A 13,060-nucleotide genomic window follows, 5' to 3' on the forward strand; every position below is an offset into this window, starting at 1 on the left:
GGCCGACGGTGCCGCCGGTCTGGGATCCGGCGCATGGCAGCGCGATCCTGTCGGCGGTGCATCTGGCCAAGGAGCTGCTGCCCAAGGAATACAGCTGGCGGCTGGTCGCCCGCGACGGCAGCGCCGGGGCCTTCGGCTGGACCCTGCCGATGCGCCACGCAGCCAACATCCTGCACCACCCGGTCGATCTGGCGCGCTTCCTGCCGCAGATCGTCGGCAAGCGTTTCCTTGCGGCGCGCAAGCTGCCCTCGGTGTTCCTGCTGAACCCGGGACGGCGCTACCGGATGGAGATCAACGCCGAGCAGATGCCGGACCCGGAATCGCGCATCGCGCTGGCCGAGACCCGCGACCGCTACGGCATGCCGTTGATCCGGCTGGACTGGCGCATGGACGAGGCCACCGTCGAGGGCGTGCGGCGCAACCTCGCGGTGCTGGCCGAGAGCTTCCGGCTGAGCGGGGTCGGCCATTTCGACTACGATCCCGATCTGGTAGCGGATAGCCTCGCCTCGCAGAGCGGCCACCACATGGGCACGACCCGCATGGCCCGGCTCCCGGAGGAGGGGGTGGTGGACCCGGAGGGCGCGGTCTTCGGAGTGGCGAACCTGCATGTCGTGGGGGCCTCGGTCTTCCCGACCTCCGGCGCGGTGAACCCGACGCTGCTGGCCACCTGCCTCGCCTTCCGGCTGGCCGGGGGGCTGCTGCGCCAGCTCCGCCCCGGGGTGCAGCGCGTGGCGACCGCCGCCCGACCGGAGCCGCCGCGGCATCCGCTCGCCGAACAGGCGGCGCGGCTGGCCTTCCCGCCGGCGAAGCCACTGGTCTGAGGCTCCGCTCAGGCCGGGTAGCCGCAGTCGCCGATCAGCGCCCAGACGGCGCGGTTCAGCTGCGCCAGCTCGTCGATACAGTGGCGGATGCTGTCCATCGCCTCGCGGTCGATGGCGTTCACCCGGCCGATCCGGATGTCGGTCTTGCGGTCCGAGATCCGCATCTGGATGGTGCGGGCGTTGCCGCCGCTGGGATCGAAGGCATAGATGCAATGGTTGTACTGGTTGCGCAGCGCCGAGAGCCGGGTGAGCTGGCCGACCGCGGCCAGCACCCGGTCGCGCTCCACCGGGTCGCGACCCTCCATCTTCACCAGCCGCTCCACCAGATCGGCCCGCGCCCGGGTGGTGTTCAGCGTCAGGTAGATGACCAGCGCCGTGTCCTTGCTGGTGCCGGCGATGCCGGCGATCAGGTGGATCAGCAGGCTCTCGGTATTCGACCATACGTAGTTCAGCCGCCCGAGCAGCAGCAGCACGTCGTCGAAGCTCTCGCGCGGCGCGGCGTTCATCCCCCTGCCCCGCTTCGGCCCGAGAGATACCAGTTGGCGGCGGCGGTGCGGTTGCGCACGCCGACCTTGCTGATGATCCGGTGGATGTGCAGCTTCACCGTATGCTCGGACAGGCCGAGCCGGTGGGCGATGACCTTGTTCTGCCCGCCCTGCGCCACGAGGTCCAGCACCTCGGTCTCGCGCGGGGTGAGGCCGGCCGCCACCGCCGCGGGGGCTGGCGCCTTTTCCTTGCCCGGCGCGGGCTCAGGGGCGGCGGCGGTCGGGAGCAGCTCGCAGGGCACGAAATAGTCGCCCCAGAGCGTCAGGCGGAAGATCAGCGCCCAGACCTCGACCGGGACGTGCATCGGCAGCAGCCGCACGTCGCGCAGCGGGCCGCCGTCCAGCCGGCGGTCCAGCACGTCGCGGGCGATGTCGCGGTCGTGGTAGGCGATGGCCCAGTAGGTCCCACCGCCGTGGCCGTCCTGCGCCGCCATGTGCCGGGCCAGCTCCTCGACCTGCGCCTCCTCCACCACGACCATCCGCAGCGTCACCTCGCCGGCCAGCCGGTCAAGCTCGGCTGGCGCCAGCTCGTCATGCCGGCGCACCTCCATGCCGCCGGATTCCGAGGCGGCGACGCGCAGGATCCAGTCGCCGAAGACCAGCGGACTGCCGATGAACAGGATGGCCGGGGGTTTGCGTCGCTGCGGGTCGGGCACAGCAGGAAGAACTTTTCCAATGAACTCGTTGCGCATCACCATCTCCTGAAGGACACGGTTATAAAAAAAGGCACTCAGTTTCAAAAATGAGCAGCTATGCAACGAACTCTACTCTCGGCTGCCGATTCACGGAACGGGGCAAAGCCCCTCCCTCCCTTTGTCCTTTCGGAGTAGGCAACCGGCCCGCGACCGCACCGCAGATCGCCGGACGATCAGTTTTCCCGGGTCATCCGGCGCCCGAAGCCGGCGGCGGCGGCCCGGCATAGATCGTTCGATATAGGCTTTCGGCGCGTTTCGGGGCCGCCCGCCACGACGCGCCCCCTGACGGAACCGATTTTCCCCTATCCTCCGGCCAGATCCCCCGTTTTCACGTCGCTCCTTCGGCCAACTGGTCCGGTGCGGCGGCGGGTGCGACAGTCAGGGAATCCCGGGGTGACCGGGACCCATTTTCAAAGATCATTGAGCTGGAAGCGGACCGGCCCGCGGCGCCCCTTCGGGGGACCGACGGATTTTGCCCGGGGCAGGTCCGATCACGGCAGGAAGGAGGGCGCCTCCAGACCAGACCGTCGTTCCACCCGGCCGCCCGCGCCCTTCGCGCCCCGCGGCACGCCTTCAACAGCAACCCAGCGTCCTCCCCCTGCGCCGTCTTGGAAATGACTGGCGGGCTTGCGGGAAGACAGGAGCAACCGTCATGTCAGACAGAAGACACCACGCCCAGAACAGCAACGTCGTGTTCGACGACATCAACATCGACGATGTCACGGCGGATTTGGACACCGACATCGCCATCAAGGAGGCCGCGATCGACCTGCAGCAGCAGGACCAGCAGCAGAGCACCGAGGTGCAGAACGACCAGGGTCAAGGTCAGGACCAGGGTCAAGGCCAGGGGCAGGACCAGGGGCAAGGTCAGAGCCAGGGCCAGGGTCAGAGCGTCGACAACGCCAATACCAACGGCGGCGATGACAGCAACGACAACTCCAACCAGGTGAACATCGACTTCGGCGGCGGCGAGTGGATCCCGCGCGACGACGACCTGATCGACATCGACATGAGCGACGAGGCCGAGGTCGGCGACATCGTGGCGGCCGGCGGCGACCTCAACTACGAGGTGGGCAACACCACCGGCGGCGGCAACGACCTCGACCTCGAGGGCGTGCTTGAAAGCGCCAGCTTCGACGCCGGCAATGACGCCGCGCTGATCACCAGCCAGAACGCGACGCTGGAAGACGCCGACACGCTGTGGAACCCGACGGTCAGCAATACCGGCACGTTCAACCAGAATGGCAATGCCGAGGGCGGCATCGCCAAGGCGTCGGAGGGCATCAGCGCCGGGGCCGACGGCGCAGCGGGCGGCAGCAACGCCAACAGCAGCGGCGGCAGCGCCACCGGCGGCACAGCCTTCGGCGGGCTCTCGGGCGCGACCGGCGGGTCGACCGGCGACGGCGGCGAAGCTGACGGCGACGGCGGCGACGGCGGCGACGCCGACGCCAGCGGCCTGTCGCTGGGCCTCGGGCTGGGCGGCGCCTCGACCGACAGCGACAGCTGGGGCGGCAACGGCGGCGAAGCCGGGGCCGACAGCTCGGCCGAAGGCTATGCCGACAGCGACCAGGACAGCGACGGCGCGGGCGGCGACGGCGGCGACGCGGCCTCGCTGGGTCTGGGCCTCGGGTCGGGCATGTCGGGCTCGGCAGCGGGCGATCAGGACGCGGATGGCGGCGACGGTGACTCGCTGGGCGTCGGCCTGGGCGCAGGGCTCTCCGGCTCGGAGGCCAGCGCTGCGGATGCCGGCGGCGGCGATTCCGGCGCGATCGGCGTCGGGCTCGGCGCAGGTGACGCCGACACCGATGCCGATGCCGATGGCGGCGACGGCGGAGATGCCGCGGGCCTCGGCGGCGGCCTGGGTCTGGGCGGCGCCGAATCCGACGCCGACAGCACGGCCAATGGCGGCGGTGCGGGTGCGGGGGCCGGCGCGCTCGGCCTGCTCGCGGCAGCCATGGCCGGGGCGACGGGCGGCGACGCCGGCAGCGGCGCCGACTCGGGTGACGCGACCGGGACCGGAACCGGCACGGGGACGGGCACCGGGACCGGCGGTTCCGGCGGCAGCGGCGAGGCCATGTCGGGCGATGCCGACGGCAGCGGCGAGGGCACCGGCGACGCTGCCTCGGAAGGCGGCGCGGGCGGCAGCAACAGCGCCATGTCGGACTCGATGGGCACCGGCACCGGGACGGGCACCGGCGGCGACGCCAGCGGCGGCGCGGCCAGCAACTCGGCCACCTCCAGCGCCGACTCCGCCGGCACCGGCACCGGCACCTCGATGGCGGAAGGCGGGCTTGGCGGGCTGTCCGAGATCTTCTCGGAAGCCCAGCTCGACGGTTCGGCCGACAGCATGGCCGAGGCGATCGCCGGCTACGGCGGGTCAGCCAGCTCGGATGACGACGCCTCCAACACGTCCAGCGGCAGCGGCATGACCGAGGCCAGCGTCGGCGGCACCGGTTCGGGCGGCATGGGCATGGGCACCGGCGGCGCATCGGGCTATGCGACCGGCGGCGCCTCGGCGGGCGGCGACGCCACGATCGGCGACGTGCTGGGCGGCGCGGCGGGCGCGGCCACGACCGGCGCCGGCGGCATGGGCGGCAACGCCGGCAGCTGGGGCTCGGGCAATGGCGACGACGGCTATGTCACCGGGGAGTCCCTCGCCTCCGCCTCGGCTGCGATCGACCTGACGGCCTTCAACCAGTCGATCGTCATGGGCGCCAACATCCTCGGCAACACGGTCGACATGACCGTGGTCGGCGGCTCGCTGACCTCCACCGCGGTCGGCGACGACGACCTGAGCTGAGACATCGCTCCCCCCGCGGGGCCGGTTCGCCGGCCCCGCACCGGATTGCGTTCGGTTCGTCCGGACGCTTTGGAAGAAGGCAGGCTGGCCATGTCCCTCGACAGTTCGACCGAGATCGTTGCGCATTTCATCGGATCCTTCCATCTCGACATCGACGCCCTGCGCCTGCGCTCCGACTACGAGGCCTTCCGGGTGGCGCAGAAGCTGGAGGCCGAGACGCCGCCGGAGACGCCGCCCCCTGCCCTGCGCTCCCCTCCCCTCGAGATGCGCGACTTCGTGCCAGGCGTGGCCTACGTGGCCCCCGCCGAGCCTCCTGCACCACAACCCCTTTCCGCTCCCGATCCCCTGCCCGATGCCCTGCCGCCGCTGGAGCCGCAGGCCGGGCCCTGGTTCGAGGAGCATCCCCTGCCGATGACGCATATCGGCCCCGTTTCGGGCAGCGGCATGATGCTGCTGCCGCCACCGTCGCCGAACTCGATCCTCACGATCACCACCCAGATCGGGCTGCTGTCGGACAACGACCTGCTCGACTTCGGCACCCCAGATGCCTTCGTCGCGCCGGAGCTGCACATGGCGCAGCTGGCGACGCTGGCCGGCCTCGGGACCGCGCTCGGCGCAGGGGTGGGCGAGGCGCTGCCGCCCGGCACCGCGCCGACGCTGGCGCTGGCGGAGGAGATGGCCGGGCGGATGACCGCTGCCGGCGAGGGCGCCGCCGCACCGAGCGTCACGCTGGCCGTGGCGCAGGGGGCGGAGGCGCAGGGCATCCTTATCGATGGCGCGACGGCGACCGAGCTGCCGGTCTTCGTCGACCTGCTGCCGGCGCTGCTGCAGCCGGAGGAGGAGACCCCGCCGGAGGCGGCGGGCGATCCCCGGCTCGATCCTTTACCCGATACGCCCGATCCCTTCGGTGTGGACCCGGGCCATGCGGTGGTCAGCGGCGGCAACCTCGCGGTGAACGAGGCGCTGGTGACGCTGCGCTGGGTCGACGCGCCGGTGATCGCGGTCGGCGGTTCGGTGATGGACCTCGCGGCGATCAGCCAGACCAACGTGATGAGCACTACGGCCGTGCCGGGGGCGCTGTCCCCGGCCCCGGTGGCGATGAACGCCGCGATGATCGAGCGGATCGCCGCGCCGGAAACGTCGGTGCCCGCCATCGCCGGCCAGCCCGACAGCTGGCAAGTGGTGACCATCGAGGGCGACCTGACGGCGCTGAACTGGGTGCAGCAATATGTCTTCCTGAGCGACTTCGACCGGGCCGAGGTGATCTTCACCGGCAGCGCCACATATATCGGCCTCGGGGAGAACGTGGTGTCGAACCTGACCTCGCTGGTCGAGCTCGGCTTCCACTACGACCTGATCCTGGTCGAGGGCGACATGCTGACGCTGACCTCGATCAGCCAGACCAACGTGCTGCTCGACGCCGATGTGGTGACCGGCGCGCCCTCGGGCGCGGCGCAGGCGGTGGGCGACGTGCAGGTCAACAAGGCGCAGATCTCCACCGTCGGGGTCGACAGCGTCGAGGAGATGACCGAGGGCTTCCGCACCACGTTGGAGGGGATGCAGGCCGGCGGCTCCGATCTTTCGGCCGCGATCCTGGAGGACCCGCGCTTTGCCGGACTCGACACGGTGAACGTGCTGCATGTGAAGGGCAACCTGACCAAGCTGAACGTGATCGAGCAGGTGAACGTGCTCGGAGACTCCGACCAGCTGCATCTGGCGCTCGACAGGCTTTCCGCCGAGGAGGCCGCGCTGGTCAGCGTCACCGCCGGGTCGAACGCGCAGCTGAACGCGGCCCGTGTGCTGGACGACGGCATCGACAGCGCGGTGATGGCGATGGGCGGGGCCTACAGCGACGCGATGATCCACCAGGCCGGGCTGATCGACCTCGACGCGCCGGTCGATGGCGGCGCGATGTCGGCGGTGGTGAGCGAGGCGGTGGCCTTCCTCGCCGACGGGATGATCGACGCGCCCGAGGCCCCGGTCTTCGCGCCCTTCCCGATGCTGACCGACCATCCCGGCTCTGCGGACGTGATGCAGACCGCCCTCGCCTGACCCCCGACAGCGGAGAGACGCCCGTGAAGGACCTGACCGACCCTCCCCTCGCCCCGGCAGCCCCCGGAGCTGCCGCCCGCCGCCCGCTGCGCCTGCCGCCCGAGGCCCGGGTGGACCTGCCGCCCCGCGCCGAGATGCGCGACACCTCGGTGCAGCGGCCCGGCGCGGTGACCATCGAGGCGCGGGCGGGCGAGCCGATCCCGCGTCGGCCGCCGCCACCGCCCGACCGGGGCGACGGCGGGGGTGGCGGCCGGGGTCCGGGCTTCCACCGCCGCGTCGGCCCCGAGAACTTCGGCGAGAGCCTGAGGCAGGGCACGGCGGCGGTGCGGCGCAACCTCGGCTATGTGATGGTGCTGACCTGCGCCACCAACCTGCTGATCCTCGCCATCCCGGTCTATCTGTTCCAGATCTCCGACCGGGTGCTGACCAGCCGCTCGCTCGACACGCTGGTGATGCTGACGGTGGTCATCGTCGGCGCGATCCTGCTGCAGGCGGCGCTGGACGCGGTGCGCCGCTTCATGCTGATGCGCACCGCGGTCGAGGTGGCGGCGCGGCTCGGCGGGCCGGTCCTGAGCTCGGCCGCCCATGCCTCGCTCAACGGGTCGGGGCGCGAGTACCAGACGCTGGGCGACCTGCAGCAGCTGCGCAGCTTCCTCGTCTCGGGCACGCTGATCTCCTTTCTCGATGTGCCCTTCGCGCCGCTCTTCATTCTGGCGATCTTCCTCGTCCATCCGCATCTCGGCCTGATCGTGGTGGTGACGGCGCTTCTGCTCCTGGTGATCGCGCTGGCCAACCAGAAGCTGACCGAACGGCATTTCGCCGAGGCCAACCTCGCCCAGTCCAAGGCCAACATGCATCTCGACTCGATGGCGCGGAACAGCCAGATCATCAACGCCATGGCGATGATCCCCGAGGCGGTGACCATCTGGGGCCGCGACGCCGCCGCCTCGCTGATCGCGCAGGTCCGGGCGCAGGACCGCAACATCATCAGCGCCTCGCTGTCGCGCGCGGTGAGGCTGCTCACGCAGATCATGATGCTGGGCTGGGGCGCCTATCTGGCGATCGAGGGCGAGATCACCGGCGGCATGGTCATCGCCGCCTCGATCATCGCCGGGCGGGCGCTGGCCCCGATCGAGGGGGCTATCGAGGGCTGGAACGCGGTGATCCTGACCCGCGCCGCGCATCAGCGCATCACCCGGCTGCTCACCTCGTCGCGCCTGCAGTTCGAAAGGCTGCGCCTGCCGCATCCGCAGGGGCGGCTGGATGTGGAGCGGCTGCTCTACGTGCCGCCCGGCACCAAGCAGGTGATCCTGAACGGCATCGGCTTCTCGCTGAATCCGGGCGAGACGCTGGCGGTCATCGGCAATTCCGGCGCGGGCAAGACCACGCTGGGAAAGATGCTGGTCGGCTCGATCCTGCCGACCTCGGGCTCGGTGCGGCTGGACCTGATGGACCTGCGCAACTGGGACCCGCGCCAGCTGGGCGAGAACCTCGGCTACCTGCCGCAGGACGTGCAGCTGTTCCCCGGCACCATCAAGGACAACATCGCCCGGATGCGCGCCGACGCCACCGACGCGCAGATCCACCGCGCCGCGGCGCTGGCCGACGTGCACGAGATGATCGCGCTGCTGCCGCAAGGCTACGAGACCATGGTGGCCGCGGATGGCGCGCCGCTCTCGGGCGGGCAGAAGCAGCGCGTGGCGCTGGCCCGCGCCTTCTTCGGCAACCCGCGCTTCGTGGTGCTGGACGAGCCGAACTCCAACCTCGACACGGCGGGCGACAAGGCGCTGTCCCGCGCGGTGGAACAGGCGCGGGAGAACGGCATCACTGTGGTCGTCATCACCCAGAAACCCGCCCTCCTCAGCGTGGTCGACAAGATCATGCTGCTCAGCAACGGCTCGGTGGCGCTGTTCGGCGAGCGCGAGCGGGTGCTGGCCCAGCTGAACAACACCGCGCCGCAGCCGCAGGCGATCCGCAAACCGGGAGGTCCCGCCGGTGTCTGACGCAACCGCTACCCCCGCCGAATGGTATGCCGAGGTGCCGCGCTCGATCACCCGGCACGCGATCTTCGGCTTCTCGCTGATGACCGTGGCCCTCGGGAGCTTCGGCCTCTGGGCCTTCCTCGCCCCGCTGGCCGCCGCCGTCATCGCCCAGGGCAGCTTCGTCGCCACCGGGCAGAACAAGATCGTCCAGCATCTGGAGGGCGGGATCATCCAGCATATCTTCGTCGCCGAGGGCGACCTGGTGCAGGAGGGCCAGCTGATCCTGCATCTGGACGAGACGCTGGCCAAGGCCACGCGCCGCGAGCTGCTGCTGCGCCGGATGCGGCTCGAGGCGACCGAGGCCCGGCTGCTGGCGGCGCATCGCGGCCTCGCCACGCTGGCCTTCCCCGAGCGACTGGTGGCGGCGCAGGGCGACCCGGAGATCGCCTCGATCCTCAGCAGCCAGCGGCTCGCCTTCAACACGACGAAGTCGCAGCTCGCCAACGAGATCGCGCTGATCGAGCGCAGCATGGACGCGCTCGACATGCGCAGCACCGGCTATTCGGTGCAGCTTTCGGCGATGCGCGACCAGTCGGTGCTGCTGGACGAGGAGCTGGCGACCAAGTCGAAACTGCTGGAGACCGGGCTGATCCGCCAGACCGAGATCTCGGCGCTGCGCCGCGCCCTGCTGGAGGCGAAGGGAGAGACCGGCCGGCTGGAGGCCGAGTTGAACGAGGCGCGCGAGATGAAGGCGAAGTTCCGGACCCAGATCGGCAAGATCGAGGATGAGTTCCGCCGCGCCGCCCTCAGCGAGTTGCAGGCGATCCAGGGCGAGCTGGAGAGCATCCGCGAACAGTCGCGCAAGGCCGAGAACGTGCTGGCGCGCACCGACGTGCTGGCCCCGGTGACCGGCACCGTGGTCCGGCTGCATTACCACACGACGGGCGGCGTCATCGAGACCGGCAAGCCGATCGCCGAGATCCTGCCCGCCGACGCGCCGCTGATCATCGAGGTGCTGGTGCCGAGCAAGGACATCGACAGCGTGAAGACGGGCCAGCCCGCCACGGTGCGGCTGATCGCGCTGAACCAGCGCACCACGCCGGTGCTGGACGGCGTGGTCGACTACGTCTCGGCCGACAGCATGGCCGACGCCTCGGACGGCTCGCTGCGCGAGGTCTATGTGGCGCGGGTGACGCTGAGCCCCTCCGAGCTGCAGCGCGTACCGGGCTTCACCCCGACGCCGGGGATGCCGGCGGAGATCATGATCCAGACCGCCGAGCGCACCTTCGCGCAATACCTCGTCCGCCCGATAGCCGACAGCATGGCCCGCGCCTTCCGCGAGCAGTGACGGCGGTCGGGGCGCTCAGGGACGCCGTTCTGCAACGGGGATTCCCGGAGGTGCGCAACGCTGTCCGTCAGGGCCAGAAGTTCCTCGCGGTCCAACCATCAGCTTCCGCTGCATCTTGGGATCCCGGACTTGCCCGGGCCTCCCGGCACGTCGGGCTCGTTCACGTGGCCGATCGTCGAAGGTCGGGCGCTTGCTCTTCACCGGGCCGGACAAGATGGCGGAACCATGCTCGGGAGGGTCGAAACCGTCAATGCGCGCCGCTCGGATTTTGGAGGTGAGATCGCTGCGCTGAAAAGATAACCGTGGATGGAGCGATCACCACGAACAGGGGCAGTCTCTTGGAGAGATCTTTCCGGACGACAAGACTTCGTCGCTCAGGAAGCGCTTCTTTTCGCCGACCCGCAGGCAATGTGACGAGACCGGCGACAACCCCGTCATCGTCCGCAAACTGCGCCCTTCTCTTCGGCATCATGCGTCACCGAGAAGCCCGGCGTAGGCCTCGCCCTTCGCCGCCAGCTCCTCGTGGGCGCCGCTCTCCACCACTCGCCCGTCCTGCATGACCACGATCAGATCGGCATGGCGGATCGTCGAAAGCCGGTGCGCGATGGTGATCGTCGTGCGGCCCTTGGACATCACATCCAGCGCCCGCGACATCGCGCGTTCTGTCCGGGTGTCGAGCGCGCTTGTCGCTTCGTCCAGAAGCAGGATCGGCGGGTCGCGCAGAATGGTGCGGGCCAGCGCCAGACGCTGCTTCTCGCCGCCCGAGAACCGGAAGCCGCCTTCGCCGACCAAGGTTTCATAGCCCTCGGGCAGGGCCGAGATATGGTCGTGGATCTGCGCCACCTTCGCCGCCGCGATGATCTCGGCATCCGTGGCCTCGGGCTTGGCGAAGCGCAGGTTCTCGGCCACAGAGGCATGCAACAGATAGGGCTCCTGAGACACCACCCCCAGCATCTGCGACAGCGTCGCGAGGCTCAGGTCACGCAGGTCCACCCCGTCGAAGCGGATCGCGCCGGTCTCGACATCGCAAAGCCGCGCCAGCAGATAGCCGAGCGTCGTCTTGCCCGAGCCTGTTGGGCCGACGATGGCGACATGGCTGCCGGCGGGGATGGTCAGGCTCACATCATCGACCGCCCGGACAGATTGGCCGGCATAGGAGAAGCTGACATGGTCCAGCTGAACCCCGCCGCGCATGTCGGCGCGGGGGATGGTGATCGGGTCCGCGCGCTCAGTGATCTCGACCGGCTTGTCGAGATACTCGAAGATGCGGGCAAAGAGGGCGCGGGTCTTGCGGGCGTCGCGGCCGACCTCGAGCAGTTGCTCGAAGGGCCAGAGAAGCTGTTCCTGCAGCGCGATCATCGCGACGAGGGTGCCGATGCTGGCCGGATTGCCGCCCTGCATCAGCAGCCCGCCAGCAAGCAGCGTCAGGGCCGGCAGCGACGCCAGCGCAAAGCCGATCAGCGACCACTGCCATTCGGCCGCCGTATGCGACCGGACCTCCAGCTGCGCCAGATCGCGCGAAATGCGCGCGAAACGCTGCGTGAGCCAGGGACCGCGCCCCATGGTGCGGGCCAGGATGATGCCGGAGGCCGACAGCGTCTCCTGCACCGCCACCGACATGTCGGCGGCGCGGGCCTGCTGCTGGAAGGTCAGCGCCTCGCGCAGCCGGGCGACCCGCGCGCTGATCTGGACGGTCACCGGCACGATCAACAGGACGAACAGCGCCAGCCGCCAGTCCAGAATGACGATCGCCACCGCCGTCATCGCCACCGCGCTGAGCGAGCGGCCAAGCTCGTTCGCCGTTTCGGTCATCAGCGACTGCAGACCGGCAATGTCGCCCGCGATCCGCGCCTGCACCTCGCCGGTGCGGGTGCCGGTGAAGAACCGGAGCGACAGCGTCTGCAGATGGGTATAAAGCCGGACGCGCAGGTCATGCAGGATCGCCTGTCCGATGCGTGCGCTCAGGACGACCTGAAGCGCGCCGATCCCGGCCGAGGCCAGCGCCGCCGCGATCATGCCGCCGGCCAGCCAGACCAGCAATGACAGATCCTGCTGCGGCAAGGCGACGTCGATGATCGCGCGTAGAAGGAACGGCCCGGCCAACCCGATGGCCGAGGCCAGGATCATCAAACTCACCACCGCCGCGATCCGCCGTCGGTAGGGGGCGAACAGCCGCAGGACGCGCCGGATCGACACATGCCGCGCGGCCAGATCGTCGTAGTCGTCGGGAATGTCAGTCATCGGATTTTCCGGCAGACGCGGGGCGTTGCGGCAAGCGGATTTCCACCGTCAGGCCGGGGGATGTCTGCGGCACGATCCGGGCCTCGCCGCCATGGGCGCGGGCGATGGCGCGCACGATGGGCAGGCCGAGGCCCGAGCCGCCGAGGCTGCGCCCGCGCGACTCGTCCGCGCGCCAGAAACGGTCGAAGGCGCGGGCCTGGTTTTCTGCGGACAGGCCCGGCCCGGTGTCGGAGCAGCGGAACACCACCTCGTCGCCTTCGCTGCGGGTCTCGACATGCACGCAGCTTTGCGGCGCATAGCGGCGGCAGTTTTCCAGCACCGCGACGAAGGCCTGACGCAGCCGCGCCTGATCGGCGACCGTCTCGGCCGGGGCCAGCGAGCGGGTCAGGACGATCCCCGCCGCCGTCAGCTCGGCCTCCAGCCCGCTCACCGCGGCCCCGGCCGCATCGGCCAGATCGAGGCGGCCGGACTTCAGATCCAGCTGCCCGGCGGTGCCGAGCGCGAGCGTGCGCAGTTCCTCGACGATGGCCGAAAGGCTGTCAACATGCGCGATCAGCCTTTCGTAAAGCTGCGGCG

Annotated in this window: 9 protein-coding genes; 5 read left to right on the plus strand and 4 right to left on the minus strand. The window is 70.2% G+C overall.

From position 1 onward, the window contains the following. Positions 1-821 (plus strand): GMC family oxidoreductase (locus tag C5F48_RS17990; RefSeq protein ID WP_219907811.1); only part of this gene is annotated, 821 nt, incomplete at its 5' end. Positions 822-829: 8 nt separating this feature from the next. Here the strand turns inward: C5F48_RS17990 and C5F48_RS17995 are convergent. After that, on the minus strand, positions 830-1,327 hold the full coding sequence (locus C5F48_RS17995; protein ID WP_107665228.1) for a hypothetical protein: 498 nt from the start codon (positions 1,325-1,327) through the stop codon (positions 830-832). After that, positions 1,324-2,058, minus strand: a complete 735-nt coding sequence (locus C5F48_RS26145) for a helix-turn-helix transcriptional regulator (protein WP_245941382.1) — start codon at positions 2,056-2,058, stop codon at positions 1,324-1,326. Before C5F48_RS26145 ends, C5F48_RS17995 begins: the two co-directional genes overlap by 4 nt. Positions 2,059-2,713: 655 nt before the next feature. Between C5F48_RS26145 and C5F48_RS18005 the strand changes: the two genes are divergently transcribed. From C5F48_RS18005 to C5F48_RS18020, 4 genes are all read left to right on the plus strand, one after another. Beyond that, complete coding sequence (locus C5F48_RS18005) at positions 2,714-4,861, plus strand: hypothetical protein (RefSeq protein ID WP_107665229.1); 2,148 nt, start codon at positions 2,714-2,716, stop codon at positions 4,859-4,861. A 90-nt stretch (positions 4,862-4,951) separates the two neighbouring features. Beyond that, on the plus strand, positions 4,952-6,913 hold the full coding sequence (locus C5F48_RS18010; protein WP_107665230.1) for a hypothetical protein: 1,962 nt from the start codon (positions 4,952-4,954) through the stop codon (positions 6,911-6,913). 23 nt (positions 6,914-6,936) lie between these two features. Then, entirely contained in the window at positions 6,937-8,916 is a 1,980-nt protein-coding gene (locus C5F48_RS18015; protein ID WP_245941381.1) for a type I secretion system permease/ATPase, read from the plus strand. Next, entirely contained in the window at positions 8,909-10,243 is a 1,335-nt protein-coding gene (locus C5F48_RS18020) for an HlyD family type I secretion periplasmic adaptor subunit (RefSeq protein WP_245941380.1), read from the plus strand. Before C5F48_RS18015 ends, C5F48_RS18020 begins: the two co-directional genes overlap by 8 nt. 468 nt (positions 10,244-10,711) lie before the next feature. On the opposite strand, the gene C5F48_RS18025 is transcribed toward C5F48_RS18020, so the two are convergent. Further along, complete coding sequence (locus C5F48_RS18025; protein ID WP_107665231.1) at positions 10,712-12,484, minus strand: ABC transporter ATP-binding protein; 1,773 nt, start codon at positions 12,482-12,484, stop codon at positions 10,712-10,714. Next, a partial coding sequence (locus C5F48_RS18030; protein ID WP_146170636.1) for a sensor histidine kinase occupies positions 12,477-13,060 on the minus strand: 584 nt, incomplete at its 5' end. The genes C5F48_RS18030 and C5F48_RS18025, both read right to left, overlap by 8 nt.

Origin of the sequence: Cereibacter changlensis JA139, assembly GCF_003034985.1 — a bacterium.
Classification (GTDB): Bacteria; Pseudomonadota; Alphaproteobacteria; order Rhodobacterales; family Rhodobacteraceae; genus Cereibacter; species Cereibacter changlensis.